Source organism: Neisseria sp. RH3002v2g, from assembly GCF_014596425.2.
Lineage (GTDB): Bacteria > Pseudomonadota > Gammaproteobacteria > Burkholderiales > Neisseriaceae > Neisseria.
Genome location: NZ_CP110721.1, coordinates 602,996 through 628,072, shown reverse-complemented (window position 1 = coordinate 628,072; position 25,077 = coordinate 602,996). Strand labels below are relative to the sequence as shown.

The 25,077-nt window shown below is 50.6% G+C and carries 32 protein-coding genes; 22 read left to right on the top strand and 10 right to left on the bottom strand.

Going from position 1 to position 25,077, the window contains the following annotated elements; translation table 11 throughout:
- Positions 1–3: 3 nt before the first annotated feature.
- From BBP27_RS03065 to BBP27_RS03020, 10 genes are all read left to right on the top strand, one after another.
- Complete coding sequence (locus BBP27_RS03065; protein ID WP_070814017.1) at positions 4–900, top strand: baseplate assembly protein; 897 nt, start codon at positions 4–6, stop codon at positions 898–900.
- Between the two features lie 3 nt (positions 901–903).
- Positions 904–1,485, top strand: a complete 582-nt coding sequence (locus BBP27_RS03060; RefSeq protein WP_070814016.1) for a phage tail protein I — start codon at positions 904–906, stop codon at positions 1,483–1,485.
- Positions 1,486–1,501: 16 nt separating this feature from the next.
- A complete protein-coding gene (locus BBP27_RS03055) occupies positions 1,502–3,028 on the top strand; it encodes a tail fiber protein (RefSeq protein ID WP_223168915.1) in 1,527 nt (508 codons plus the stop codon).
- 31 nt (positions 3,029–3,059) lie between these two features.
- Positions 3,060–3,800, top strand: a complete 741-nt coding sequence (locus BBP27_RS03050) for an HI_1402-related protein (protein WP_188211672.1) — start codon at positions 3,060–3,062, stop codon at positions 3,798–3,800.
- Positions 3,801–3,819: 19 nt separating this feature from the next.
- Positions 3,820–4,074, top strand: coding sequence for a hypothetical protein (locus BBP27_RS03045; RefSeq protein WP_188211671.1), 255 nt, complete (start codon positions 3,820–3,822; stop codon positions 4,072–4,074).
- Positions 4,071–4,679, top strand: a complete 609-nt coding sequence (locus tag BBP27_RS03040) for a hypothetical protein (protein WP_188211670.1) — start codon at positions 4,071–4,073, stop codon at positions 4,677–4,679. Before BBP27_RS03045 ends, BBP27_RS03040 begins: the two co-directional genes overlap by 4 nt.
- Positions 4,679–8,083 carry a hypothetical protein gene (locus BBP27_RS03035; RefSeq protein WP_188211669.1) on the top strand — a complete coding sequence of 1,135 codons (3,405 nt, stop codon included), beginning with the start codon at positions 4,679–4,681 and terminating at the stop codon, positions 8,081–8,083. The genes BBP27_RS03040 and BBP27_RS03035 overlap by 1 nt, the downstream gene beginning before the upstream one ends.
- Positions 8,084–8,205: 122 nt before the next feature.
- Entirely contained in the window at positions 8,206–9,378 is a 1,173-nt protein-coding gene (locus tag BBP27_RS03030) for a phage tail sheath subtilisin-like domain-containing protein (RefSeq protein WP_188211668.1), read from the top strand.
- Positions 9,379–9,465: 87 nt separating this feature from the next.
- Positions 9,466–9,972, top strand: a complete 507-nt coding sequence (locus tag BBP27_RS03025) for a phage major tail tube protein (RefSeq protein WP_188211667.1) — start codon at positions 9,466–9,468, stop codon at positions 9,970–9,972.
- Positions 9,973–9,995: 23 nt separating this feature from the next.
- Entirely contained in the window at positions 9,996–10,352 is a 357-nt protein-coding gene (locus tag BBP27_RS03020; protein WP_070647002.1) for a hypothetical protein, read from the top strand.
- 250 nt (positions 10,353–10,602) lie between these two features.
- Here BBP27_RS03020 and BBP27_RS03015 read toward each other — a convergent pair whose 3' ends face one another.
- Entirely contained in the window at positions 10,603–10,725 is a 123-nt protein-coding gene (locus BBP27_RS03015; protein ID WP_265511155.1) for a hypothetical protein, read from the bottom strand.
- A 27-nt stretch (positions 10,726–10,752) separates the two neighbouring features.
- Between BBP27_RS03015 and BBP27_RS03010 the strand changes: the two genes are divergently transcribed.
- From BBP27_RS03010 to BBP27_RS03000, 3 genes are read left to right on the top strand one after another with little or no spacing between them, the layout of a single operon-like run.
- Positions 10,753–13,350: a phage tail tape measure protein gene (locus tag BBP27_RS03010; RefSeq protein ID WP_188211666.1), complete on the top strand. Its 2,598-nt coding sequence runs from the start codon at positions 10,753–10,755 to the stop codon at positions 13,348–13,350.
- Positions 13,351–13,370: 20 nt separating this feature from the next.
- A complete protein-coding gene (locus BBP27_RS03005) occupies positions 13,371–13,820 on the top strand; it encodes a phage tail protein (RefSeq protein WP_063075563.1) in 450 nt (149 codons plus the stop codon).
- A gap of 1 nt (position 13,821) precedes the next feature.
- Positions 13,822–15,063 carry a contractile injection system protein, VgrG/Pvc8 family gene (locus BBP27_RS03000; RefSeq protein ID WP_188211665.1) on the top strand — a complete coding sequence of 414 codons (1,242 nt, stop codon included), beginning with the start codon at positions 13,822–13,824 and terminating at the stop codon, positions 15,061–15,063.
- A 52-nt stretch (positions 15,064–15,115) separates the two neighbouring features.
- Here BBP27_RS03000 and BBP27_RS02995 read toward each other — a convergent pair whose 3' ends face one another.
- From BBP27_RS02995 to BBP27_RS02965, 7 genes are all read right to left on the bottom strand, one after another.
- Entirely contained in the window at positions 15,116–15,529 is a 414-nt protein-coding gene (locus tag BBP27_RS02995; protein ID WP_188211664.1) for a hypothetical protein, read from the bottom strand.
- Entirely contained in the window at positions 15,526–16,020 is a 495-nt protein-coding gene (locus BBP27_RS02990) for a helix-turn-helix domain-containing protein (RefSeq protein ID WP_223168914.1), read from the bottom strand. The genes BBP27_RS02995 and BBP27_RS02990 overlap by 4 nt, the downstream gene beginning before the upstream one ends.
- On the bottom strand, positions 15,995–16,426 hold the full coding sequence (locus BBP27_RS02985; protein WP_188211663.1) for a hypothetical protein: 432 nt from the start codon (positions 16,424–16,426) through the stop codon (positions 15,995–15,997). The genes BBP27_RS02990 and BBP27_RS02985 overlap by 26 nt, the downstream gene beginning before the upstream one ends.
- A 145-nt stretch (positions 16,427–16,571) precedes the next feature.
- On the bottom strand, positions 16,572–16,994 hold the full coding sequence (locus tag BBP27_RS02980; RefSeq protein WP_188211662.1) for a hypothetical protein: 423 nt from the start codon (positions 16,992–16,994) through the stop codon (positions 16,572–16,574).
- Entirely contained in the window at positions 16,991–17,422 is a 432-nt protein-coding gene (locus BBP27_RS02975; RefSeq protein WP_188211661.1) for a helix-turn-helix domain-containing protein, read from the bottom strand. The genes BBP27_RS02980 and BBP27_RS02975 overlap by 4 nt, the downstream gene beginning before the upstream one ends.
- 1 nt (position 17,423) lies before the next feature.
- On the bottom strand, positions 17,424–17,798 hold the full coding sequence (locus tag BBP27_RS02970) for a hypothetical protein (protein ID WP_070646980.1): 375 nt from the start codon (positions 17,796–17,798) through the stop codon (positions 17,424–17,426).
- A gap of 124 nt (positions 17,799–17,922) precedes the next feature.
- Positions 17,923–18,591, bottom strand: a complete 669-nt coding sequence (locus BBP27_RS02965; protein WP_107792098.1) for a S24 family peptidase — start codon at positions 18,589–18,591, stop codon at positions 17,923–17,925.
- 111 nt (positions 18,592–18,702) lie between these two features.
- Here BBP27_RS02965 and BBP27_RS02960 point away from each other — a divergent pair, with 111 nt between their 5' ends.
- From BBP27_RS02960 to BBP27_RS02930, 7 genes are all read left to right on the top strand, one after another.
- The gene (locus tag BBP27_RS02960) at positions 18,703–18,897 is read left to right on the top strand and encodes a transcriptional regulator (RefSeq protein WP_063075557.1); all 195 of its coding nucleotides are present in this window, start codon (positions 18,703–18,705) and stop codon (positions 18,895–18,897) included.
- Positions 18,898–18,957: 60 nt separating this feature from the next.
- Positions 18,958–19,170, top strand: coding sequence for a hypothetical protein (locus BBP27_RS02955; protein WP_063075556.1), 213 nt, complete (start codon positions 18,958–18,960; stop codon positions 19,168–19,170).
- A gap of 91 nt (positions 19,171–19,261) precedes the next feature.
- On the top strand, positions 19,262–19,561 hold the full coding sequence (locus BBP27_RS02950; RefSeq protein ID WP_063075555.1) for a hypothetical protein: 300 nt from the start codon (positions 19,262–19,264) through the stop codon (positions 19,559–19,561).
- Positions 19,539–19,841: an ogr/Delta-like zinc finger family protein gene (locus BBP27_RS02945; protein ID WP_159068341.1), complete on the top strand. Its 303-nt coding sequence runs from the start codon at positions 19,539–19,541 to the stop codon at positions 19,839–19,841. Before BBP27_RS02950 ends, BBP27_RS02945 begins: the two co-directional genes overlap by 23 nt.
- A 12-nt stretch (positions 19,842–19,853) precedes the next feature.
- Positions 19,854–20,321, top strand: coding sequence for a hypothetical protein (locus BBP27_RS02940; RefSeq protein ID WP_063075553.1), 468 nt, complete (start codon positions 19,854–19,856; stop codon positions 20,319–20,321).
- Positions 20,322–20,344: 23 nt separating this feature from the next.
- Positions 20,345–20,539 carry a hypothetical protein gene (locus tag BBP27_RS02935; protein WP_188211659.1) on the top strand — a complete coding sequence of 65 codons (195 nt, stop codon included), beginning with the start codon at positions 20,345–20,347 and terminating at the stop codon, positions 20,537–20,539.
- A complete protein-coding gene (locus BBP27_RS02930) occupies positions 20,536–20,670 on the top strand; it encodes a hypothetical protein (protein ID WP_265511154.1) in 135 nt (44 codons plus the stop codon). The genes BBP27_RS02935 and BBP27_RS02930 overlap by 4 nt, the downstream gene beginning before the upstream one ends.
- A gap of 160 nt (positions 20,671–20,830) precedes the next feature.
- On the opposite strand, the gene BBP27_RS02925 is transcribed toward BBP27_RS02930, so the two are convergent.
- Complete coding sequence (locus BBP27_RS02925; protein WP_045074463.1) at positions 20,831–21,322, bottom strand: hypothetical protein; 492 nt, start codon at positions 21,320–21,322, stop codon at positions 20,831–20,833.
- 122 nt (positions 21,323–21,444) lie between these two features.
- Here BBP27_RS02925 and BBP27_RS02920 point away from each other — a divergent pair, with 122 nt between their 5' ends.
- Both BBP27_RS02920 and BBP27_RS02915 read left to right on the top strand, forming a co-directional pair.
- The gene (locus BBP27_RS02920; RefSeq protein WP_188211658.1) at positions 21,445–23,799 is read left to right on the top strand and encodes a replication endonuclease; all 2,355 of its coding nucleotides are present in this window, start codon (positions 21,445–21,447) and stop codon (positions 23,797–23,799) included.
- 20 nt (positions 23,800–23,819) lie between these two features.
- Positions 23,820–24,011 carry a hypothetical protein gene (locus BBP27_RS02915; protein ID WP_063075550.1) on the top strand — a complete coding sequence of 64 codons (192 nt, stop codon included), beginning with the start codon at positions 23,820–23,822 and terminating at the stop codon, positions 24,009–24,011.
- Positions 24,012–24,046: 35 nt separating this feature from the next.
- Here the strand turns inward: BBP27_RS02915 and BBP27_RS02910 are convergent, their stop codons facing one another.
- Complete coding sequence (locus tag BBP27_RS02910; protein WP_188211657.1) at positions 24,047–25,069, bottom strand: phage portal protein; 1,023 nt, start codon at positions 25,067–25,069, stop codon at positions 24,047–24,049.
- Positions 25,070–25,077 lie beyond the last annotated feature (8 nt).

Sequence of the window (25,077 nt, the reverse complement as noted above, 5' to 3'; positions counted from 1 at the left end):
AACATGGCAGAAATTGACCTAACCCGCCTACCAGCCCCCAAAGTCATCGAAGAACTCGACTTTGAGACCATATTTGAGCGCAAAAAAGCGAACCTCATCGCCCTCGTCCCGGCTGGCATACGTCCAACCATTGCAGCCACCTTGAAACTCGAATCAGAGCCACTGACCATCGACCTTCAACAACAGGCATATCAAGAAATCATCCTGCGTCAACGCATAAACCAAGCAGCTGCAGCAACACTTTTAGCCTTCGCGCAAGGAAGTGATCTTGACCACCTTGCCGCAGCCAAAGGCATAGAGCGGAAAACCATCATCTCTGCCGATCCAACCACCAATCCCCCTACAGAAGCCGTTTACGAAACCGACGATGACCTCCGCCGGCGCGTCCAGTTATATCCAGAGAAACTCGCAGCGGCAGGGCCTCGTGCAGCATACGAAGCCCATGCCCTTGATGCCGCCCCCGATATTACCGATGCCCGCGCCGTCAGAGTGTCTCCAGGAACAGTCGCTGTTTATATCCAAACATCCAGCAACCAAGGCATACCTAGTGGCCGTACCCTTGAAACCGTCAATGCCTATCTTAGCGACGAAAGCCGCCGCCCACTCTGCGATACCGTAACCGTCCACGCCGGCACCCCGAAAGAAATACGCATATCCGCCCGTATTACCTATGAAGACGGCCCAGACAAAGAAATCGTCAAAGCCCGCCAGCTTCAAGACCTCAATCAAATGCTAGAGCAGCATAAAAGACTCGGCGCACAAATTGCCTTGTCAAAAATCATTGGCGCACTTGATACAGATGGCGTCAAAAAAGTAGAGCTGACAGAGCCAAGACAAGACATCCTGTGTACAGACGGCGAATTTATAAAAATTACAGAAACCATTCTGACAGAAGCCTAAGCCATGCCGACAGTCATCCCAACCAACAACACCGACCTCCTGCAAGCCCTTGCACGCCTGACATCGCAAGAACTGGCAACTGTCTTCGACCTCGCAGTCATTACCAAAAGCCGCATTCCCGACAGTTGCCCTCCAGAATTCATACCATGGCTTGCATGGGAACGCTCCATAGGCAGTGATGAAGGCTGGAATATTACCGACACCGAAATCGCACGCCGAAAACTGATAGAAAACTATATTCAAAAGCATCAGCACAAAGGGACCCCATCCGTTATCCGGCGCCTTTTCCGTGACCTAGGATACGGAGAAATACAAATCATCGAAAATACCGCCAATCTTTACTGGAACGGAAACGCCGTCTTTGACGGCACACACCTATTCGGAGGCAGCAACGGAGAATGGGCGAAATACAGCATTAAATTAAGCCGCCCGGTTACCAATAATGAAGCCCAAAAACTTCGAGAATGGTTGGAACGAATTGTCCCTCTCCGTTGCGAACTGCACAGCCTCGACTACCGGGACCACCCTATCTATTGGAACGGAGAAATAACATTCGACGGTAGTTACAACTTCGGCATAGCCTGACCCTAAAGGATAAAAAATGGCCAACGCAAAAGAACTCAACCAATACACCCAAAACGTCCGCCTCATCGAACCAGGCGACCGCGTTATAGGCGGCACTGATGCCCCAATCAATCAACCCCTGCAAGCACTAGCTAACCGCACCTTATACCTTAAAACCCAAGTCGAATCCAAGATTGGCAATAAAGGTACGCAAGTTATAGAAGGTCAGCTCAACATTCAAACCAACGCATGGGAAAAAATCCGTTTTACCAATGGCGACGGCAGCTACTGGCGTTTTGAGACCGCCCCCGTATCTGAAGGAGAAAACGGCGCACGCTTCAATTATGTTTTTACATCGGGAAGTCGAGAAATCGGGCGCGTACACTTCCCGCGCGTATCCGGATCGGAAAGCGTCGCCTATCAAAGTTGGGTCGAAGCCAATGCCGCCCGACTTGCTACTGACAAAATGAATGTCGCCACCACCAACTACTATGCAGACCAGTCCGGAGGCTATACCAAAAGCGGATTTTACCGATCCAATGGCCGTCAGCTTGACGGAAATGCTCTGCCAACAATGGAAATCCACATTGCCCATCCGGAAGTAGTGAACGGCGCACACGCCCGCGGCATCGGCTTCTCATACGGCTCGTCGTCCAATCCGTATCATCTCGTTACCTCTGCTTGGGATGCCAACGGTCGTTATATCGGCATGAGAACCGTCTTGACCGAAGAAAACGGCGTCATGCTATCAAATGACCAAACCGTCGGCGGTGTCAAAACCTTTACATCAAAAGCCGTATTTAATGCGGGATTGTCCGTATCCGGCAATGGAAAATCTGCCGACATCAATACTGGGGCAAAAGACGTTTATTTGCGCAACACGGCAAGCAATAAATACCTGCAACTTAAGGACGACGGCACCTTGACATACAGTGGCGTCAAAATTGCCCTTATGTCCGATAAATCTGATGCCGTCAATCTGGACAGTACCGACAGTCTTGCCACATCCAAGGCCGTCAAAACCGCCTACGACAACAGTATCCGACGCGGAGGTGCAGTAGGTTTGGGCGGGCAGAATCATCAAATTGCCATCGGTTGGGACACGCCCGGACTGATTGCGCGTGTCGATAACAACGTGATGAATGTAGGCGTCCCCGTTGGTGCCGTCGCCTACTTTGCCCAAGATGTCCCACCATTTGGATGGTTAAAAGCAAACGGTGCGGCAGTATCCCGTACCGTCTATGCCAACCTGTTCGCCGCCATCGGCGAACGTTACGGCCGTGGTGACGGACGCACCACTTTCAACTTGCCCGACTTGCGCGGCGAATTTATCCGATCATGGGATGACGGCAGAGCCATTGATAGAAATCGTGCATTAGGCTCATGGCAGGCGGATGAATTCCGCAGCCACAGCCACGGCATCGGCGTCAACCGCATGTCCGACACCGACAGGGGTAGTAATCCGTCAACCGTATCGGTTGACACTGTCGGCCAAACCGACCCGGCTGGCGGCATTGAAACCCGCCCTCGAAATATCGCCCTGCTGGCATGCATCAAGGCATAAGCCGCCTTAAACCACTTAGAAAGGTAAAAAAATGACCCAAAACATCCAATGGACAAAGCCCGTTTGCCAACTTGACGCCGACCATCTCTACATCGGCCAAACCACAGCCGATCTGGACATCATGGCACGCGACGGCAGCTATCTGATTCCCGCCGGTTGCATCGACACCGACCCGCCTCAAATCAGCGCAGGCAAAGCTGCCCGCTGGAACGGCGAAGGATGGGACTTCATCGAAGACCATCGCGGCAAAACTGCCTACCGAAAAACTGATCGCACAGCCGTTATCATCGACCAAATCGGCAGCCTTTCAGACGACCTGACATTTTTAAAACCTTCCTCACGGTTTGACGAATGGAATGGAGAAAAATGGATGGAAAACCAAGACAAAAAAGCACAAATTGAAGCCGAATTTTTAAACGCGTCCAAGGCTACTTTAATCCGTGCCATCAACCGTCAAGCCCAAAACATTGTTGCCCAAAAATCAGGAATGGACGACCTCCCCGCCTTTGAAGTGCAGAGCTGGCCTATCCAAGCGGTCGAAGCCCGCGCATGGTCGGTAGATAAAAGCGCGGCCACGCCCGTTTTAGATCAAATTGCCCAATCGCGCGGAATAGACGCAGACAAACTCAAAGCCGCCGCCCTGCGCAAAACCGTTGCCTATGAGTCCCTCTGCGCTACCGTTGCAGGCAAACGCCAAGCCATCGAGAAACAAATCGAAGCCGCCCAAAACTTAGACGAACTCAACGTCATCAACACCGAAATCAATATCTGATTTACAAGGCCGTCTGAAAATGAAATCAAGCATCAAAGCCTACTTCAAGAATCTTGCCATTGCTGCCGACCAAACAATTAATGCCGTATTTGGCGGCTACCCGGACGAGACCCTGTCCAGCCGCCTCTACCGCAAAGATGTCGAAGCAAACAAAAGTCACTGGACAGCCATCCGAAAAGCAGTTGACGCACTATTTTTCTGGCAGAAGAGCCACTGCCGAGCCGCCTATTTTCGCGAAAAACATAAAGCCCACTTCCCTGAAAGTCTCAAATGACCATCCAGACAAAAAACCTGACCTTATACAAAGGCGATACCCGTATTTTCAGAATCGGCTTTGACGGTGGAGGCCTGCCATTCGAGCCTAAATCCGCGCAATGGGCAATGACCGTACGCGGGCAGACAGGCGAAGAGCTGCGCCCTCAAATCAGTGTCAGCGGACAAGAAATAATTATTACTTTCCCCGCCCACTTGACTCAAAACACCGCATGGACATTAGGCCAATACGACCTACGCGCCGTTTTTGGGGGCATCGTCTGTACCGTCCTGCGCGGAGAAATCTACATTGCACCCTCCATTACCAACGTCAGCGGCATTATCGGCGAGAGTACCGAACCCATCCGCGTCAGCATCATGGAGCAGGGGCTAGTCGTCGTATCCCCTGCCGAAGGCACACCAACCGCCGGCGTATCTCCTGAAAAAATACGGGAAATCGTAAAAGAGGTCATTAAAGAAACACAAAACGGCAACGGCAACGGCACGGAGCACATACCGTCCACGCGACCTGAACAACCGGTTGCCCCTACTCCGAATCCAGCTGCATCCACTGACCTGACCGACGAAACACTGGCAGAAGTGTATAAAAAATTAGGAAATAAATAATGACATCAAAATTAGATCAAGCCGTATTAGCAATTGCCGATGCAGTAGTGGCAGCAAAAGAAGAATCCGCAAAAGCCAAAAAACTTGCAGAAAATCCAAACGTGACCGCCTCTCTTGACGAAGAAGGCCGTCTGAAACTAAACGACAATACGTCCGACATCCACCTCATTACACCCGCCAAAGTATCAGAAGCAGTAGGCAATGCCTTTGCCGATGTCAAAACACCATCACTGATTATTACCGAGCAGGCCAAGTTCGAGGGCGAACAAATCGAGGCTGCCGCCAAGATTGCCATTGAAAAAGGTAAGTTCTATATCGAGGACGCCTTGACACCCGAACTGCGTAAAAAAGTTTACGACGGTTGGTACAAAAACAATCCTTCTAAAGAAGACGCATTGAATATTGTCCGTCTGATTCAGGCATGGTACGACCGTCTGCCGTCTAACGTCTTTATTTCTTCGCGCGGCGGCTTTTTCCCGGTAACGAAGAACACAGGTTACAAGCCGGAATACTACGGCGCGGACGGACGGCAAATTTCCGTCGGCGGCATGGTGCTGACAGTCAACGGCCAACAGCCGTGTATTACCTTTCATCATTCCGTTTTTAATGTGTACGACTTCTCGTTGGCAGAATTTTGCGTGGAAGAAATGGGGCAGGACGTGTTCCACTTGTGCGGCAAATCAGAGGGCAACACCATTCTGCACGGCGGCAAAATTACCACACGCGCCTATAAGGACTATGGCTACACATCAGGCATGGCCGACCCTGACAAACGATGGATTCCGCATATCGACGGCTGGACGCGCGAAAAACCGCACATCGGCACAGGTATGGCGCTGAAAGGTACGGCGGAGGCAGGTTTCAATACCACCACACTGTCCCACGATGTTGCCCGTTACATGAACAATTCGGCTGATACATCAGGTGTACAACAACCTGAAGGATATACCCGCGAAAAAATCCGCCAACTGCACATTGACGAATCGAGCCAACGCTACCGCAGCGTCGGCGGCTACTGGAATTCAGACGGCCTGTCGCAATTCCCGCAAGATGACGGCACGGTTGCACCCACATTCGGCCTCTGGCGCGGTGGTCAGGTATGGAGTCGCGGTTACGGTTGGCGACTGTTCGACTGCAGAGGCACAGAAATCCGCTACTTCGACGTACGGGGATTTACTGGCGGCGCAGTGATTGCAGGTTTACATGGTTCTCCGTCCGGAGAGGATGTAGGCGGCGGCGAAGTCGCCAAGGCCTACGAAAAAGGCATGGTTGCCGTCAATACCCGCATCACGGGCGGATACTTTACCCACAACTATACCTGCGGTGTGGAAGCAGTCCGCGTATCAGGCTACGAACTTTGCGGCATCTTTGCCCCTGATTCTGTAGTCGGACACCCCGATGCACATCTGGAACATGTGCGTGGCTGGAATAATTCTATCGTCAGTCTCGATCCGGGTTATCAGCAATGCACATCCCGATACCTGCCAATGGACAACCTATTCATCCACGACAACGTGTTCGGTTTTGGCAAGCGCAAGGTAATGGATATTCATACCGGCAACAACGTCAAAATCGTAAACAACAGTGGCCGTGCCATGTACTACGGCATTTCCACCGTAATCGAAGAAGTATTTGCCGCGACGGATGGACGCGCCTCCAAAATTGCAGACCCGTACAGTTTCTATTACCAAGACAGCAATATCGAAATTACGGGGAATACCATTGTCAGCGGCAACATCGGCATTCATCCGATTAATGGTGCATTGGGAGTGCTTTCTCGCCGCAATCAGAAGAAATGGTGGCTGCGTTGCCGTCAACTGATTAACGACAATACGGTCTATGCCCCGCGCGGTTTGCAATGCAACTACGGGCACAACCACTTTCTGATTGAACGCAACCAGTTTACATTTGCCCTGCCGTTCGGCGATTTTTACGGCATGCGCTACGTTTCAGGATTTGCCGTTACCAATGGCGGCAGCGGCTATACCACCGCCCCTAAAGTCATCATCACAGGAGGCGGTGCGGAAGCCTTCGGTGCAGAAGGCGAAGCAGTAGTGAAAGACGGTAAAGTTACCGAAATCAAGCTGCGCCGCATCGGCAGCCGCTACGACACACCGCCAACCGTAACCCTCGAAGGAGGCGGTGGTACAGGTGCGACGGCTACCGCAACCGTCAACACATCGACATACGGCATGAGCGTGGGCGCAGAAGCGCGTTACGGCACAATGTTGGCTGCACAAATCCGTGGGAACTACATTCAAAATTCACCCGACGGCAACTTCATGCGCCAGATGATAATTGGTAAGTTGCGCGGCGCGTCCATTGTCGGCAATCACTGCGACATTACCCCGTACAAAAACGCCGAGCAGGGCAAAACCGAAGTAGGACAACCCTATACCGTTGACACAGTTAAATACCGAAACGGCCTACTAAGTGCAGGCTTCTACCCTATCGGCGAATTAGACAACTGCACCGTTGCCGAAAATTACATGCACAACCAACTGACCGATACAGTAGAAGTATGGACAGGTGCGCGTAACCACAAAAATACACAGACTACTGACTATGCCGCCACCCTGCTGCAGGCGAAGCTGACAGATTTAGAGGCCGAAATCACTAAACTCAAAGCATCGACAGCAGGCAAAGCATCTGAAACAGTCACACAGCCGACACCAGAAACGGTAGTACCAAAAGCTGATTCAGCAACGCCTAAAGCAGAACCTGAACAACCGACCTCCACTGCTAACGAACAGCCCGCACCTGCCGCCACAGAAACATCCATTAAATTCACATTTAACGGCCTCGAACCCAGCGCCACCGAAGCTGTTGGCAGCAATAGTGAGGCTCGTCTGAAGAGCGTCATCAATGCACTCCGCGCAGGAGAGCCTGAAGGATGGACAGGCGCATTCGGAGAAGAGGGCAACATCCGTTACATGAAGGCACAGGCCGGCGAAAACGGTAAAGGCCACCGCTATATCGAGAGTAGCGGAATTAGTGCCGCAACCGGTACTCCGACCACAGTCATTATGCCGTTTAAACTTGAAAAAGGAGGCACACCAGGGGCAGCGTTTATCCTGCTGCCGATGGCGGGCGAAAGTCCTGCCGTTGGCGGCGTGACAGCCACCCATGGCGAAAACGGTTTTACCCTACGCATGCCGGAAAATGCCACAGTGAATGGCAAAGTCAACCGAGCAGGCAATACCTATTCCTACGGTGAATGGCATATAGCCGTTGTACCTTGGAATACCGCTTTCGACAAAATCCGTATCGGTACCAGCCACGTTGCCAATACAGGCCGTACAATTCGAATCGGTGCAGGGTTTGAAATCGTACAAGGGAATGTGTCCAAAGCCGCCGACAAAGGCGCGGCATTGATGACAGGATTTGGCATCGCCGCCGCTTAAGACAAACAAAGGCCGTCTGAAAACTTCAGACGGCCTGAAAATCCCACTCAAAACCTCCACCGCTTGCCACCGATAAAAAGCAAAGCAACAATCAGACCATCCCCAAAGAAACGGACAGCCACATGACCGCAAAACGCATGCACGGCGTAACAGCCAACGAATTCACACACGGCGCGCGCCATATTTCCGATATCGCCACCAACATTATCGGCATCGTTGCCACCGCAGACGACGCTGATGCCACAGTCTTTCCCGCTACCAAACCCATATTTTCAACATCCGTCTCTGCCCTGATTGATAAAGCAGGCAGCAAAGGAACCTTGGCAAAATCCCTAGACGCAATTGCAGATCAGGCAGATGCCCAAATCGTTGTAGTCCGCGTTCCTGGCTCAACCAAAGCACCGGAGCAGAAAGCAAACGTTATCGCAGGTATCAAAGCACTGGCGAAAGCTCCCGCACATACCGGTTACAAACCAAAAATCATCGGTGCGCCCGAACTTGACGACGCTGACGTAACCGCCGAGCTGGTTGTAACCGCCAACGCTCTTGAAGGCTTCGTATATGCATCCGCCGGCGGCGCAGAAAATATTACCGCCCTGACCCAATATAAGAACGGGTTTGGGCAAAAAAACCTCATGCTGATTGACAACGAATTCATGACATTCGGCGCTTCCAAAACCCAAGAAACTGCCGCTACCGTTGCCCGCATCCTCGGCGCACGCGCCATGCTTGACCAAAAAATCGGTCCGCATAAATCCATTTCAAATACCGAAATTCAAGGCGTATCCGCCCTTAAATACCCACGCAGCTTCGGACTTCTGGACATCAACAGCGACGCCAATACCATCAACAACCTCAACATTACCACCCTCATCCGTGAAAACGGCTTCCGCGTTTGGGGCAACCGCACATGTTCTGCAGATCCTGCCTGGGCATTCGAACCGACAGTCCGTGTCTCTTCCGTAATTAAAGAGACCATCGCCGAAAGCTTTCTCTGGGCAATGGACAAACCAATGCACCCGAGCCTTATGATTGACATCATCAACAGCATCAATGCCAAGCTCGCCGAAAAAGTCTATCAAGGCTGGTTATTGGGTGCGCAAGTCTTCATCGACCCCAAAAAAATCGAAAAAGAACGCGTAGCTGGCGGTATCTTTGCCTTCGACTACGAATTTACCGTAGCCCCGCCTTTAGAGAATATCGAACTCAACCAACATGTATCAGACCGCTTTATCGTCAACCTGACCGACCGAGTTATCGAATTCGCATCCAACCTCAAACCGACCACCGTCTAAACTACCTTGCCTCCCAATAATTCCCCTCTCCCAACAAAGAGGGGTTAGGGATAGGTACCCCAAACACAAGTAATAAAGGACACCCCAATGCAGCTGCCACGCATCTTGAAAAGTTTTAACGTCTTTACCGACGGACTCAACAAAGACGGCGTCCTCATGACCGTCAAACGCCCGGACATCAAATTCAAAACCGAAGACTATACCCCGGGCGGCGGTATGGGCGAATTTACAGTTATTCATGGTATTGAAAAATTAGAGCTGGAGCTGACCAGCAAAGGTTTTGATCTTGAGCTGTTCAAATCCATCAGCCACAAAATCAATGGCAACCTCTTACGCTATCAAGGCGCATTGCACAAAGAAGACGAAGAAACCTACCAAACACTGGTCGGCGAAGCGCGTGGCCGAATTATCGAAACCACACGCAGCGAAGACAAAGCAGCCGAAGGTGGAGAGCAGACATTCAAATATGCCCTAACCTACTGGAAAGAAACCGTCGATGGAGAAGTCGTTTTTGAAGCAGACCTCATGGCGAACAAACTCATCATCGGCGACAAAGACGTTCGTGCCGGCATTCGCGCCGCATTAGGCCTCTAAACACATACAACAGGAACAAGTAAATGCAAGAACCAAAAATCAAAATCAACCCAGACGATACCCTGACCGTAACCCTGACCGACGGCAAAGCCTACACTCTGCGCGAACCGCTGGCCAAAGACATGGCAGGCATGGGACAAGACCTCATCAAAATCAAACACACCGAAACTGTTCAAAAGCTCCTCTCAAAAATCAGCACCCCAAAAATCGGCATGGCGCAATATGGCGTATTAGGTATGGCAGATGTACAAGCCCTCAATGCCGCTATTGATTTTTTTTCAGCCGCACCTTCGGCGAAAGCAGAGATTCAGGAAGCCTTTGCCGATTTGGGCTATACCCATGCTTCCGATACCGAGCCGGCCAGTTCGCCGACCTTATAAAAGCAGCGCCCGACATCTGGCAGGCTGAAGAAGATGAAGACGTTCCTGCGTTTTACCCAATAGACGACGCCCTTGCCCTCTGCGCCATTACTTTCAAAGGAGGTATCGGCTGGTTCGCAGGACTAAATCTTTTTACCCTTAACCGCTGGGCAGCCAAAGCCGCCGAAATCCAACGCGCACGCCAAGGAGACGGACAATAAAAAAGGTCGTCTGAAATCAATTCAGACGACCTTTTCAATCGACAAAATAATCAAGGAAGCATCCATACCATAAGGGCAATGACGGCAACAAAAAGCCAAAATAATGCGCCATACCACCAAATGACAGAATCGACTGCATTCAAAACCGAATCTGCCAAGATTTGATTTTTCATTTTCCGTTTCATCTTAAAGCTCGAGCCATGACAGACAAGACAATTAATATTATCCTCAAAGCCGCCGACAAAGCAAGCAAAACGTTTGACAGAATTAAAAAAAGTAGTAGCGGGCTGTCGGGCGAATTGGCGAAAAACAAAAAAGAAATGCGTGATCTTGAGCGCGCCCAAACCGCACTGGTAAAAATCGGCAAGGCAGAACAATATTTCAACCGTCTGAATGAGCAAATCATCCGTAATTCTGCCGCCACAAGCCGTCTTACTGCCGAAATCGACAAAACGGGCGTTGCCACAAAAAAACAGGCGGCAGAACTCAAAAAGCTGACCCGTGAAGGCGAAAGGCTGAATAACGAATACGAAAAACAATCCGCGCAGCTAAAACGCTACAAAGACCACATGGAAAAAGTCGGCGTATCCGGACAAAACCTTGAAAAAGAGCAGGCAGAGATTGCCGCCCGAATGCAAAAGACTACTGCCCAAATCGAAAAGCAGTCCACCGCCTTAGAAAAGCTGGAAAAACGGCAACAGAGTCGAATCAAGGCCGCCGCCATCGCAGGTATTGCATCGGGTGTCTCATCATGGACAAGTAGCAAGGCTGCCACCATGAGGCAAGGTGCAGGGCATGCCATCAATACAGCCATGTCAGAAGAAGATGCAATGCAGGGACTGATTCGCCAAGTCGGCAGCCTTAAAAACGCAGATGGCAGCCTCAATCATGCAGAAATCGCCAGAATGCGCACCGAAGTCCAAAAACTAAGCGATGGATTGCCTATGGCTACCGTCGAAATCATGAAAATGATGACTGCCGGCGCGAAGATGAATATCCCACGCCAAGAGCTTGCTGCCTATGTGACCGAAGCCGTCAAAGCTGCAAATGCCTTTGAAGCAGCAGATCCGGAGGCTCTTGCCGAAGAGTTGGGGCGCATTCGCCAAAACTTCAAATTATCCAAAGAAGCCGCTTCTGAACTAGTCAACGTCATGAACTATCTCGATGACAACGCACTGGTTTCAGGCGACCAGCTCATCAGCTACATGAACGAAGTATCAGGCAGTATGGGTTTGGCGAAGATGGGCGAAAAACACGTTGCTGCCTTGGGTTCCGCCCTTATTAGTACGGGCGTTGAGTCGAGTACAGCAGCAAAGGCCGTCGGCAGCCTCATGACAAGGCTGGGTACCGCGCCTGATATGAAACCCGTACGGGAAGCCCTGAAAAGCATAGGTATGGACGCAAAATCCGTCCAAAAAGGCATGGTCGAAGACGCGCAAGGTACGCTTGAAAAAATCATTGCCGCCGTCCAAAAAATGCCGAAAGAGCAACAAGCAGGCATCCTCAAAGGCTTGGCAGGCGGCGAATATAACCGCGTATTTGCCCAACTTGTCGCTAATACAGAGCTTTGGCGCGAGCAAATCCGCCTTGCCACCTCCCCGGACGCTTTAGGCAGCCTCGACAAAGAGTTCGAAATTCGTGTCAATACCATGTCGTCCAAATGGCAGATGTTCAAAAATAAGCTCTTCAATACCGAATCAGGCTTTGGGCGCAGTATGTTTTCAGGCTTAGAGTACGGCATGAATGTCATTTCAGGCTTATTGGATAAATTCAACGAATGGTCGGCAAAAAATCCAGAGGCCGCCGCCAAACTTGGAAAAATCGCATTTTATGCAACCGCAGCAATGACCGCCTTAGCAGGGCTGGCCGCAGTTATTGCCGCAGTTGCCGTCCCCTTTGCCGCCGTCCGCATTGCCTTTGGCGGATTCGGCATGAGTATTCTTAAAGTATTAGGCATTGCCCTACGTTTCATGACATTAAATCCCATAGGCCTTGCGCTGACTGCCCTAATCGGCATCATCTATCTCGTTTACACCAATTGGGATACATTGACTGCCGCCTTCATCAGAGGCTGGGAATGGATTAAAAAAACATTCGCCCAAAATCCCATCCTATACGCCCTGACCGGGCCGATTGGCGCAATCGTTGCACTGGCCACACACTGGGACCGCATCAAAAACGCCCTCATCATAGGCTGGGGATGGATAAAAAAAACATTCAGCGGCAACAACCCCATATCCTACGCCCTCTCCGCCGCACTAGGCCCAATCGGTATCCTCATCAAAAACTTCCAAATCCTCAAAAACGTCGCTACTAGTGCATGGGAATGGATGAAAAAAGCCTTTTCCACCAAACCGACCGCACCGGGAGGCAGCGCAGCCGGTTATGGCGTAGGCGCATACATTCCCAACAAAGGATATTCCACAGGCGGTTACACAGGAGCGGGAGGTGTCAACCAAGCGGCCGGTATCGTGCATAAAGGCGAGGTTGTCTTCAATCAACAAGATGTAGCCCGCTTCGGAGGATGGAGGGTTCTGGAAAAAATCCGCAAAGCAGGCTTGGGCGCATTGCAGAGCATTATCCCCGCCGCAGCTGAAGAACCGCGCCCTTCCCTTGTCGGAGCAGTTCCCGTATCGGCAGGATTCAATCACACAAACGCAGGCGGTATGACCGTCAACATTACCATCAACGGAGGCAGCCAAAGCCCAGCCGACATCGCCCGCGAAGTTGCCCGTCAGATTAAGCAGATTGCAGACCAAGCCGCACGTCGTGCCCGTAGCGCATTTTCAGATGACTGACACCAAAAAAGGACACTACCATGCTTGCCACATTAGGATTCTTCCCCTTTCTCATCCGTACCATCCCCTTTCAAACCATCAACCGCCAAAGCGGCTGGAAGCACCCAAATCAATCCACCGTCGGCGGCGGTATTAATCCCACCCAATACCTAGGGCCGGAAACTGACACCCTGACCCTGTCAGCCGAAATGAGGCCGGAAATCACAGGGGGAGACACCTCCCTGGCCATGCTCCACCTTATGGCAGAGCGTGGAAAACCATACAATCTCATCCTCGGCACAGGTCAAATAATGGGCGCATACGTCATCACATCCATTAAAGAAGACAGAAGCCAACTCATGCACGATGGCAAAGCCCGTTCCATCAGCTTCAGCATAGAATTAAAAAAAGTATCCGACAGCCCGCTGGGACTAAAAGGCAAAGCCCTTCAGCTTGGCGTATCCATCGCCCGCAGCATTGCAGGAATCTGACATGACCTCACTTACCCAAATCAAAGACCAAGCCGTCAAAATCTTCAACGCCATTACCGACACCGGCGGCAACCATCTAACCCCAGTCGCCAAGCTGTCCATAAACGGCAAGCCGTTCAATACCGCCGCCCTCTCCCGCATCATCTCCATCAGCCTGACCGACAAAAGCGGCTTCGAGGCGGACGAACTGACCGTCAGCCTGTCCGACCACGACGGCAAGCTCGCCCTGCCCCCGAAGTCTGCCGAGATAACCATCTCCCTGGGCTACATCGAAACAGGCATTGTCGATAAAGGCAGCTACAAAATTACTGAAGTAAGCTGGAGCGGCGCGCCCGACACCCTGCACATCACCGCCCAATCCGCCGACACATCAGACCGATTTTCAGAGGCAAAAGAAAAAAGCTGGCACAAAACCAGCCTGAAAGAAATCATCGAATCCATTGCCGCCGCCAACGGCTACACCCCAATCATCGGCAAAGCCTACCAAGACGAAAAAATAGACCACATCGACCAGAGCAACGAATCCGACGCCGCCTTCTTGTCGCGCCTTGCCGAACGCTACGACGCCATCGCAACAGTCAAACACGGCCGCCTCCTGTTTGTTTCATCAGGCGAAGCCACGACCGCCGGCGGGCAGCCGTTGCCTACAATCAGGATTACCCGCAACAGTGGTGACCAATATGCATTCAGATACAGCAATACCGAAAGCTACAACGCCGTCCGCGCCTACTACATCGACAAACAGACAGGTAAAAAGCACGAAGTCGTCATTACCGAAGACAACTACGACCCCGTCAAAAAAACCGTTACCACCACCAAAAAATACAAGACCAAACGCAAAGACGGCAAAACCCACAAAACCACCACCAAAGAAGTAACCGAAATCAAACAGGTGGATACTGCCGGCAAAAAAATCAAAACCCTGCGCCATACCTACCAAAGCCCCAAAACCGCCGCCACCGGAGCGCGCGCCGCGTACAAAAAACTAAAACGCGGCGCAATGGAATTCGATATTTCCCTAGCCATCGGCCGTCCCGACGTCGCCCCCGAAAGCCCCGTAACCCTGCAAGGATTCAAGCCCGAAATCGACGCAGAGAAATGGGTGGGTAAGGAAACCGTCCACACCCTCGACAGCAACGGACTGACGACAGCCGTCAAACTCCAAAGCCTGATAGACGTACCGATCGTCCTCTACGAAGGCGAAGTCAGCCCAAACTTTGCCGCCGCAGTTTCCAAACCCTGACCAAAACAAAAGGCCGTCTGAAAAAATTCAGACGGCCTTTTAAAATTTCAGCTTACATAGCGATAAACTTAAGGGAATTTCCAGTTGCCACAACATCCCCTACTACAAGTCGCGCATAAATTTTATCTCCGACTGATACAGGAAGATGATCCAAACTATGATGCACCAGCCCACTGAATACTTCAGGATTTTCCGATACTACAGGAGCATTATCGACAGGTGGCATTTCGAATACTGACAAAACATCGGCATTCCTAAGAATCTCCAAGCGCAAAGGCGCAAAACTTAAATCCTTTCTAGAAGTCGGAATCTCGAAATTCAGAGAAAGATTTAATTGAGCCAATACAAAATCACGCGACGGTAGCGGGCAGACCCCCGGATAAATGCCAATCAGACTGTAACGGAAATCGTCCGCATGGCGGATAATACTATCGCAATATTGAATATGCAGCGATACAGGCATCATGATTTGAGTCCTTCCACAAAATCCCATTGACGGTCAAAAGCCGCCCGTACATCAAGAGGGCCGATACCGAAAACCGTTGCCAGCTTATCGACTGTTTCATTACTCAAAGTACAGCGGTTGTTTTCAATGCGCGAAAGATAAGACTGTTTCAGACCAGTTTTTTCAGCAAGCGAAGATTGCGTCAAACCGTGTTTCAGACGCAATGATGCAAACGTTGCCCCCGAAGTATCCGCATCAAGTCTTGCTGCCAGCTTTTTAGCGGCTCTATCCATCGCCGCCGCACGGCGAGGATTTTTGCGAACACGTTCCACATAGCAGCAAGCGTCTGAAGCATCAGAAAGCGGCAAAACTTGGCCGCCTGCAACAAATACCGCAGAAGCTCTGACAGTCGCAGCAGCGGCAGGCACAGACAAAGACACCGCTGAAGCCGTAAACAGACAGACCGCCCCGAAGGCAGTCCAATTTTCAATATTCGATTTTTGCATAGTCATTTTGGATTCTCCGCATAATCGGATGATCGGGCTGATAATCGAAGCCCTCGGATTTGTCGGCAACCGCCAAAATATAGATTTTCCGGATAAACGTCCGGTTCGGCTGCATCTCATTTCGAACGCAGTACAAAATACGCAGCGAAAGCGCAGATTCCTCATCAAGCCGTAGCCGCATCACGCGTATATCCGCCCGCCACAACACCGCCACACGTTTGCATTCCATACCCAAAAGGCCGATGGGCTGATCGTAATCGCGACAGTTTTTTTCAGAAAAGAGCTTATCAAAAAGCGCAGGCGTATCATCGATAAGCGCAATCACACTATCGATATAACCGACCGCCTTCTCATTACTCTCGAAAAGGCGTCCCAAATCCGCTTCCGCATGATCGTGAACAATAAGTTGCATAATATATCTTTTTAGTTATATTCCGCAAGCGGCCACCCTGCCACTTGTCTCAAAATACCGACAAATACCAAATTAAAACGTACACCCTTATCAGAAAGGTCGTCTGAAACATTTCAGACGACCTTTTGTTGTTTTAGGAATGAAACTATAAATTGACCTCGAAAGCCGCCAAAGGATAGCGGGTGCGGATACCGAACTGATTCAGGATAGTGCTGATTTTGAAACGGACGGCTTGTTCGGTAAAGTCGAGCAAAATCCGCATTTTTTCCGGATTGTTTCCCATTTCAATCAAATCCACAAGGGGATCGGAAATCACATCAAAAGCCGCCAGGTAAGACATATTAATATCAATTAAAGGTCGTCTGACTTCATCATATTTGAGCAGATATTGATAGACCGCCAAGCATCTGACTTCGATGGCCGGTGCATTGACTGCCACCCTGAAGCCGTCCGCCTGAAGTTCAAGGCGTTCTTCAATATCAAAAGCTGGCGCATCAGGGACAGAACGCAAACCGTCAGCATCAATTTTCAGATTCAGTGGCGTGATGTCGGTTAGAACGATTTTCATACACCCTCCGCTTCTAAAGAGACTGAAATTTCCCTAAACTCACCGAATTTGGGTAAATCATTGACACCATCTAGGACAGTATTAAAAAGCACTCTTGTTTCACGGTAACTGATAAACTCTTTTTTGATAGCGGCAGGTGTAGCGGAACAATGCGGATCAAGTTCAAGGATCAGAGAAAAGCGCATATCCATAGCCGTCGCAAAATCCGCGATAGTGTTCAATTCAAGATTTTTTTCAGACATTGACAGCGTTTTAGATACGGCGGCGGGAGAAATACCCAGCTTTTCCGCAATATCTTTCTGTCTGATTCCTTTGCTTTCCATGGCTTCGCGCAGCTGGTCAACAGCTTGGATATTCAAGTCGGTACGGTTATGTTTTTTGCGGAAGTCGAAACGTCCGAGCAATTTATTGAGTATCGGCATATTCATATCAAAAGCCTCCATTACGATTGTAAGAATCCATAATCAAGCGCATTTTAAGATGGTCTTCACGGGTGAGTTTTTGAGTGGTTTTCTTGATGAAATGGCTGATGACCATATTGTTTCCGTCATGCCAAAAATAAGCCCGCAGGCTTTCGGGTCGGGCGGTTTTGACTGCCCAAAAAGGGAGTCCTTCGCAGTTGAGCTCAAAAGGCTCTTTCAGCGGCACCCCATCGCAATAACGGATGATGCGAACCCAAAGCTCTTCCGAGTCTTCATCGCAAATACGCTCCGGCAGGTTTTCCCCGTCGAATCCGATTTGTTCGACAGCCTCGTCAGACAGGACGCAGCCGTACACCGAACCCTTATAAATCAATTCCGCCATAATAGTTAACTTTTAAGTTAATTACAATTGTTTTTTACCATTACCAAATAATAAATATCCAAAAAATCCAACGGCCGCACCTTCCAAAACTTACCGTGAATTGAGCCGATTCACAAAATTCAAATCAAAATCCCGACAAATGCCATGCGCCGCGGACTTTGCCGCAGATGGTTAATTTTTCCAGTCCATCGCCTTCGATGGTTTCCGTTCTGTATAACGGGTTGTCGCTGATGACCAGCAGGCCGCCGCCAACGGAGGCTTGCAGGCGTTTGGCTTTTAGGCCGTCTGCGAAGGACAGGAGGTAAATGCCCTCTCCTTCGAATGAGTGGACGGAGGTATCGACGAAGAGTACGTCGCCGTCCTCGATGGTGCCTTGCATGGAATCGCCGCGTGCCGTGATGACTTGGATACGGGATAGGTTGCCGCCGAGTTTTTCGCGCGCCCATGCTTTATCGACATGGACGAAATCGACCACCTCCACTGCTTCGTTGTTGATGTAGCCGTCTCCAAGCGCGGCAACCACGTCCAACCGCTCAAAACGTATGCGGTCGTCAGCGAGGCTGTCTGAATCTTCAGACAGTACTTTTGTTTGGGAGACTTCCTGATAAGGCAAAGGGAATCCTGAAATTTTAGATATTTTTACCATCGTTTCAAAAGTTGGCTTGTTTCGTCCTTTTTCTATTGCATTAACGCTGGCTTTAGTTGAGAAGCCAAGCTCAAGTGCAAAGTCCTCTTGAGTCATCCCAGCTGCTTTTCTTGCCTCAGTAGCCCATTTTGCCAAATCGTAAGTCATAAAATTCTCCATGTTTTCAGCATTGTAAATTTTAAATAGACAAAAAACGGCTACTAAAAGTTTACTTTTCAGGTTATTTAAAATATACTTTCTCAAAATTAAGGAGATGTTATGAATTACCTAGAAAAAGCAATCAAAGCTGCTGGCGGTCAAGCAGCATTAGCCGAAAAACTTGGAAAAAAACGTTCCACTGTAAATAGTTGGGTAAAGGGTCGCAATAAAATGCCAGCTGAAATTGCAGTTGAAATTGAGAAGCTTGGGTATGGAGTTCGGCGGGAAGATTTAAGACCAGACGTATTTTTATAATTTACTTTTGAAAGACTGAATAATTTCAGACGGCATCAACCCCAACCAAGGAGTAGAAAAATGAAACATGTTGCAAATGTTATGAGAATGAATGATTGGAATACAAATCAGGAAAGCACGGTAGGGCGAATCTTTGTCAAAGGGCGCGGGAAAACCAAAAAGCACCTGATTGTATGGCTGAACGGTAACGAAGAAGTGTTTGGCGGTAACTATTACGACGCATGCGCTTCCGGACTGAGTGCCCATCCGTGGAATTTCATCCGCCCCGTCTAATATTTAACCTGAACGGTGTAACGGAGTGATGACAAAGCGGAAAGACGCTTGACCCGCCGGACAGTCGGCATCAACCCAAAAAGGAAACGTCATGTGTCAAAACTGTATTCACAAAATCGAAGGCAGACTGTCTCTCAAACAACACGTCCACGCCGAACCCTGCCCCAAAACAAGCGCGCCGGAAGAACTAGCCACTGCCGCCGTCGAGGTCAAATTTTTCGGCGAAGAGCTTGACCTGATGGAATCGGCGGCCTGCGCGGCGAATAAGTCATTGAGCGAATTTGCCGCCGAAGCTGCCTTGGAATATGCGGAAATGTATCTGCGTGCCTTTGAAGACGCATCGGCAGACCTGAAACGGAGAAATGAAAATGGCGCAGCGCAACATCAGTAAGGCGGAACACGGAAATATGCGGGTACAGATTACCTGCCCTTGCTGCGGCAGCCGCTGCAAGGTAACGGCGAGTCGGAAGATGACAGACCGCCTCCGTTATAGCTCGATTCAATGCCTGAATGCTTCGTGCGGCTGGTCGGGCGTGGCATCGACGGAAGTCATCAAAACCATTTCCCCGCCCAGCCCGCTGCATCAAAACCCCGCCTTGGTGCCACCGCAGATGACGGCAGACGAAATCATCGAACAACACGGCGGCAGCAGTCAGAGAAATTTGTTGTAAAGGGAAAGAAAAATGAACGGCGAAATCGTCCCGACGTGGAAGTCGGCACCGCAGCGGGTTCGCTTTTTTAGAACCAAAGCCCAAGCCCGCGCCATGTGGAATATCGGCAAAAAGCTGGCAAGCAGTAAAACTGAAAACGCAAAAATCATGAACGGCTTGGAGCGCGACGCGCTCTTGGAACGAAATACAGGCCGTCAGCCGTTGGCGGCTTACAACGATGCCGAAGTCGTCAGAAGTTGGCTGGTTACACCGGAGCAAAGCAAGGCTCTGGAAGATAGCCAGCGGTTGATAAAGGAAATCGCCCGACTGGGCAATATGTTGAATCAGCAAAACGTAGTGTACAGCTTGGGCTTGCCGGTTCTCCAGCTTTCCGAAGCCGCCAGACAGCTTGAAGGCATAGACGAAAAAATAGCCCGCGCGGTATATGCCGGCAGAAAAATGAAAGTAAACCCAGTTTCAGACGACCTTAAGGCTGCCTGAACCCGACCAAACAAGGAAACATCATGAAAATCAAAATCCGCTACATCATCCTCGCCCTGATGCTCGCCGCATCTTATTTTATGCTTGGTTCGACAGACGGAAACATACCGAATCCGCCGCAAACGCTGCCTGAAACGGACGTTGTACGTGCTTACGAATCGCCGACATTCGACCACATGGGCGGCGACGCTGAAATTCCGCAGGAGGTGGGGCAATGAGCATCATCGCAGTCATCGGCATTGTTTTTGCCGCCGCGCTCGCTGCTTGGCTCTATGTAGATTACAAAATTGAGCAGAAGAAGCTGGACGCGGAAATCGAAGAAAGAATTCAGGACTATTTTAAGCATTGAGATGAAACCATGCAGATATATGAAGCCGACCAGTACATATGGTGCGATACCGGTAATCGACTGATGGTATCCGAGCCTGAATGTTCAGACCGCACGATTGAAGAATTTGATATGGAGTTGGGCGAAGTCGGAAGCATCCGATTTCGCCACTTGGCAACGATTAGAGGCCGCCGGATATATCAAGCAGTTTCACTAAATCCGCGCCCTTGTCCAAAGCGAACTCAATCAATCGGGACGATAACCGCTTTAACCCCTCCTCCGGCAGAGAGCGAATAATTTTAAGCAGAGTTTCTTTTTGACCGGTCGGAATGTCTGCCTTGTCTATTTTCAAGGCGACCAATTCCCGCAGGGTTTCCGCATCCAGTCTGACCGTAACTACCCCTAAAACCGCAGAAAGACCGCCGTCTTCGGCAAGGAAATCAAAAGCCTTTTCGGTCGGTTTCACATAATCGATGGAATACGCCCCGCTTACGAAGTGGGTAAGTTTGACGTTGACCAGTCCGTGCATTTCCAAATACATCAGATTGCCGTCTGTTTCATCCTCGCCGTATTCAGCGCGTAAGGTATGAAGGAAATTCGGTGGAGGGTCTTGGGGGAAGCATTCTGTCAGGACAGACAATATTTTTCTTTGAAGTTCGCGATTGAGCTTCATTTCATTTCTCCGGGAAGGTTGTTTAGGAGCTTCCATTCTAACGGAGCAAAGACAAAGCGGACAGACGCTTGACCACCTGGACAGACAGGTATTTCAGACGACCTTTTCACTTAGGACAAATCATGGGCATATCAATTCAAACAGCAAATGCAAAGGCGGCGCAGCAAGACTACGCCGCCCAAGCCTTTTTGCTGATTCCGCCTGTGTTGCGCGAAGGATTTGAAAGCCTGAAACCTGCCGAGGCATCAAAAGCGCGTTCGTTCTTTACCGATTTAGTCGTCCGTCAATTGGACGGCGGCATTCAGCCTGCCGCTGCGCGTGTTCGCGCCGAAGATGGTCTGAAAACCCTGCTCGACAATCTGACCATTTTGCCGCCTGCCGTCCGTTCGGCAGGTTTGGATGCTTCGGACGACGACATCCGCGTCCTTGCTGATAGCGCAGCCAAGGACATCTATTTTAAAAAACGTATCGGCTGGAGCCTCGCCGGTCTGATCCACTATGTCGCCGCCGAATACGGCATCGATACCCAAAAAGTATTCAAGGACAAAATCCCCGAAGCCATCGAAGCCCGCCTGCAAGCCCCTAAATTCTGGCGTCGCCAGCTTCGCCGCATTTTCGCGCGCGCTGCCGAACGCTACCGCCGCGAGGCGGGCTTTGTATCCCGTAAAACGGGGCTTTATGCCTCTGATGAAGCGGTTTTCCGCCGCTTGTCTCAAAAGCGTCGCAATCTTGCCATGTTGCAAACCATGATTGCCATCAATGAGCTGGGGCAAGAGTTCACGCTTGAGGCCTTGTCTGAAGTCTCTGTATCCAATCCCGCCCTGCGTCGCGCCGAATTGATGGTGCGTATTCGCGGCTTCGAGGAAATCGCCCGTCTGAAAAACCACGTCGGCGAATTTTTTACGATTACCTGCCCTTCCCGCATGCACCGTATGCACCACTTCGGCAAGCCAAACGAGAAATTCAGCGGCGAAACGCCGACGCAGGCGCAGGAATACTTAAATAAAGTATGGGCGCGTGTCTGTGCGGAATTAGGCCGTCTGAAAATCAAAATCTACGGTTTCCGCGTTGCTGAGCCGCATCATGACGGTACGCCGCACTGGCACGGCCTTGTCTTCATGGAAGAGCAACACCGCCTTACCTTCCGCCGCGTCGTGGCAAAACACGCTTGCCGAGAAAACCGCGAAGAGCTGGGTTTGAAATACTTGGCGACTGCGAAAGAAGCGGACGCGGAAGCCCGCCGAATCCAATCGAAAATCCGTGAAGAACAAGGCAGCGCGCCTACGCTCGCTGCCATCCGCGCCGGTCTGAAAACCGAGAAGAAATTCTGGGAATCCAAATATTTTAAATTTTGGAAGGAAACCCCTGCCTCTGCCCGCGTTGACTTCGAAGCCATCAACTGGGCGCGCGGCTCGGCTGCCGGTTATATCGCCAAATATATCGCCAAAAACATCGACGGCAAAAGTCAAAGCGGCGATGGCTTGGGCGTTGACTATGAGTCTGACGCGCTGTTGAGCATGGCGGAAACCGCCGTCCGCGTAGACGCATGGGCAAGTCATCACGGTATCCGCCAGTTCCAGCAAATCGGCGGCTGCCCCGTTACCATTTGGCGCGAGCTGCGCCGAATCAACCCCGACGCTTCAGACGACCTTTTAATGCTTGCCCAACAGGCTGCCGACATGGGCGACTGGATGCGTTTTACCGTCCTTTTGGGCGGCGAGTCCGTATCGCGCAAAAACGTCCGTCTCGGACTATACCGCGAAGAGGCGAAAGAGCCGAACTGCTACGGTGAAATCCCTGCCGACCGCATCATGGGCGTTTACGAAAAAGCCACCGGACGCGTCGAAATTTCGCGCGTCCATTCGTGGGTTTTGAAAAAAAACGGCGGCACCGCCGCCGCTTGGACTTGTGTCAATAACTCTACGAAAATGAAATTCGACCCCGAATCTGCGCAAAATTTAATCAATCGCCCAGCAGCTGCAACCCTGGCCGACCTAGAAAAAACCGAGCCTGTAGAATGGCTTATTTGGAAACACGGATTTTCGGTGCAAACCGCCGTTGATTTAGTTCAGACAGGTTTAAGTCCTGAATTGGCGAAAGAATATAAAAAAGACATGCTCGATTTAGACAATATCGAAGAGCTGAGATACATGAGCCGTGAAACCCGCGAAAAAATCGAAAAAGCGGCGAAAGATAATGCCTTCCATAGCGAATCAGCCCGCAAAAAACAAAGAAACTACCGCGAATACATCCGCAGTATTGAAAAACTACGCCGTCCGCTCGCCAGCGGACTGACTCCGCAAGAACCTATTTTTGACTTCGCCGCCATCAAGGCCGCAAACGAAGCCAATATCCGCGCCAAAACCGTCCGCTACACCAAGCCGCAGTACGACACCGTTGAAAGCGCCATCGAATCTGCCCGCGCCGCCATTAAAGCGTCGCAGGCGATGAATGACAAATTGATTAACCGAAACTGACCAACAGGAAAGGAACAAAAATGGGTGAATACATCACGTTGGATGAAGTGAAAAAACTATGGACAATACCGGGCAAAAAGCCGCCGTCCACGACAACCATTTGGGCGCGCCGCCGGGCGGGGCTGATACCGCAGCCGAAGCTGCTAGGGCGGGACAACCTCTATAAGAAGGATGATGTTATCAGAATGAGGGATGAGTACTTCGCCAAATAAAAAAGGCCGTCTGAAAAGTTTCAGACGGCCTTATCCTATTTCTCCACCTTGGCCGTTGCCAAAGTGTACGGCTTAAATTTAAAAACCTCCGCGCCGAATGCGTCGTTTGCTTCGAGAAACGCCGCCTGTATCGGCTCGATTTCATTCGCGGCGAATACTTCCGCCGCCGTCCGGGCATCACCCAAGCCGCCCGCCGCCGTCGGGACGACCCCCATCAATGAAGGAGGCACGCGGTGTATTGTCAGCATATCTTGAGAGGTTACTCCTTTAATATTTAAAAATTCATCCTTGGCGGCGACCTCTGAAATCGGAATCAATTTGATACCTTCAGGTTTACCGTCAGGCGAGCGCAAAAAGACATTGCGGAAATTGCCTTCGCGTTGCGCTTTTTTAAATTGGTCCTTGAGATTATTCCAGTCATCGTTATTCATATTGTTGTCGGTTGCGTACACGATAAAGCCTGCATGGCTGCCGTTGTCGTAGTAGCGCCGTCTGAATGTCGTGGCCGAGTGGTTAAGCTCTGCCGAACTTAAACCCGCTAAATAATCGGGGATGCCGTAAATCTCCTGCACCAAATCCGGTTGCATCAAATGAATAATATCCGATTTCGGGATAAAGTCCGCAGTCTCAAAAACATGGTCGCGCAGGTAGAAATAGCCGTCTCTGTCGTAATTTTTCGAAGAGCGGCGCATATAGACGGACAGTCGGTTTTTAAATCCCAAGACCTTGCCGAATCGGTTGCGCTCCGCCGCCAGATAGCCGTTGCCGGTCACGAGGAAATTAAATGCCAGCTTTTTAAATTCGGCGCGGTTCAAAAGCGCGGTCGGTTCGAATGTGGAAGTTAGGACGTTCAGTTTGCAGTGCAGCGCAGACGAATGATGTACGCCTACTCGGAGTAAACTGATCAAGTCCTCCTGATTGACGGGCAGTTCATAATAATGGCCGTTGTCGGCGCATTCCCACGCCGCGCCGAGCCAAGACAAACGCTCGTCGTAGCCCCAACTGAAAATCTCTAAATCTGTGCGTGGTTCATTGCCTGTCGAATTTAAATCAGACATAAAAATCC

Coding starts and splice junctions, on each gene's coding strand:
- BBP27_RS03015 (WP_265511155.1), bottom strand. CDS start 10,725: ATGAAAAATCAAATCTTGGCAGATTCGGTTTTGAATGCAGTCGATTCT.
- BBP27_RS03055 (WP_223168915.1), top strand. CDS start 1,502: ATGGCCAACGCAAAAGAACTCAACCAATACACCCAAAACGTCCGCCTC.
- BBP27_RS03000 (WP_188211665.1), top strand. CDS start 13,822: ATGACCTCACTTACCCAAATCAAAGACCAAGCCGTCAAAATCTTCAAC.
- BBP27_RS02915 (WP_063075550.1), top strand. CDS start 23,820: ATGGGTGAATACATCACGTTGGATGAAGTGAAAAAACTATGGACAATA.
- BBP27_RS03045 (WP_188211671.1), top strand. CDS start 3,820: ATGAAATCAAGCATCAAAGCCTACTTCAAGAATCTTGCCATTGCTGCC.
- BBP27_RS02975 (WP_188211661.1), bottom strand. CDS start 17,422: ATGAATATGCCGATACTCAATAAATTGCTCGGACGTTTCGACTTCCGC.
- BBP27_RS02940 (WP_063075553.1), top strand. CDS start 19,854: ATGAACGGCGAAATCGTCCCGACGTGGAAGTCGGCACCGCAGCGGGTT.
- BBP27_RS03025 (WP_188211667.1), top strand. CDS start 9,466: ATGCAGCTGCCACGCATCTTGAAAAGTTTTAACGTCTTTACCGACGGA.
- BBP27_RS02955 (WP_063075556.1), top strand. CDS start 18,958: ATGAAACATGTTGCAAATGTTATGAGAATGAATGATTGGAATACAAAT.
- BBP27_RS02945 (WP_159068341.1), top strand. CDS start 19,539: ATGGCGCAGCGCAACATCAGTAAGGCGGAACACGGAAATATGCGGGTA.
- BBP27_RS02930 (WP_265511154.1), top strand. CDS start 20,536: ATGAGCATCATCGCAGTCATCGGCATTGTTTTTGCCGCCGCGCTCGCT.
- BBP27_RS03020 (WP_070647002.1), top strand. CDS start 9,996: ATGCAAGAACCAAAAATCAAAATCAACCCAGACGATACCCTGACCGTA.
- BBP27_RS03010 (WP_188211666.1), top strand. CDS start 10,753: ATGACAGACAAGACAATTAATATTATCCTCAAAGCCGCCGACAAAGCA.
- BBP27_RS02980 (WP_188211662.1), bottom strand. CDS start 16,994: ATGAAAATCGTTCTAACCGACATCACGCCACTGAATCTGAAAATTGAT.
- BBP27_RS03005 (WP_063075563.1), top strand. CDS start 13,371: ATGCTTGCCACATTAGGATTCTTCCCCTTTCTCATCCGTACCATCCCC.
- BBP27_RS02960 (WP_063075557.1), top strand. CDS start 18,703: ATGAATTACCTAGAAAAAGCAATCAAAGCTGCTGGCGGTCAAGCAGCA.
- BBP27_RS02970 (WP_070646980.1), bottom strand. CDS start 17,798: ATGGCGGAATTGATTTATAAGGGTTCGGTGTACGGCTGCGTCCTGTCT.
- BBP27_RS03060 (WP_070814016.1), top strand. CDS start 904: ATGCCGACAGTCATCCCAACCAACAACACCGACCTCCTGCAAGCCCTT.
- BBP27_RS02965 (WP_107792098.1), bottom strand. CDS start 18,591: ATGACTTACGATTTGGCAAAATGGGCTACTGAGGCAAGAAAAGCAGCT.
- BBP27_RS02910 (WP_188211657.1), bottom strand. CDS start 25,069: ATGTCTGATTTAAATTCGACAGGCAATGAACCACGCACAGATTTAGAG.
- BBP27_RS02950 (WP_063075555.1), top strand. CDS start 19,262: ATGTGTCAAAACTGTATTCACAAAATCGAAGGCAGACTGTCTCTCAAA.
- BBP27_RS03050 (WP_188211672.1), top strand. CDS start 3,060: ATGACCCAAAACATCCAATGGACAAAGCCCGTTTGCCAACTTGACGCC.
- BBP27_RS03065 (WP_070814017.1), top strand. CDS start 4: ATGGCAGAAATTGACCTAACCCGCCTACCAGCCCCCAAAGTCATCGAA.
- BBP27_RS02995 (WP_188211664.1), bottom strand. CDS start 15,529: ATGATGCCTGTATCGCTGCATATTCAATATTGCGATAGTATTATCCGC.
- BBP27_RS02985 (WP_188211663.1), bottom strand. CDS start 16,426: ATGCAACTTATTGTTCACGATCATGCGGAAGCGGATTTGGGACGCCTT.
- BBP27_RS02920 (WP_188211658.1), top strand. CDS start 21,445: ATGGGCATATCAATTCAAACAGCAAATGCAAAGGCGGCGCAGCAAGAC.
- BBP27_RS03040 (WP_188211670.1), top strand. CDS start 4,071: ATGACCATCCAGACAAAAAACCTGACCTTATACAAAGGCGATACCCGT.
- BBP27_RS03035 (WP_188211669.1), top strand. CDS start 4,679: ATGACATCAAAATTAGATCAAGCCGTATTAGCAATTGCCGATGCAGTA.
- BBP27_RS03030 (WP_188211668.1), top strand. CDS start 8,206: ATGACCGCAAAACGCATGCACGGCGTAACAGCCAACGAATTCACACAC.
- BBP27_RS02990 (WP_223168914.1), bottom strand. CDS start 16,020: ATGACTATGCAAAAATCGAATATTGAAAATTGGACTGCCTTCGGGGCG.
- BBP27_RS02925 (WP_045074463.1), bottom strand. CDS start 21,322: ATGAAGCTCAATCGCGAACTTCAAAGAAAAATATTGTCTGTCCTGACA.
- BBP27_RS02935 (WP_188211659.1), top strand. CDS start 20,345: ATGAAAATCAAAATCCGCTACATCATCCTCGCCCTGATGCTCGCCGCA.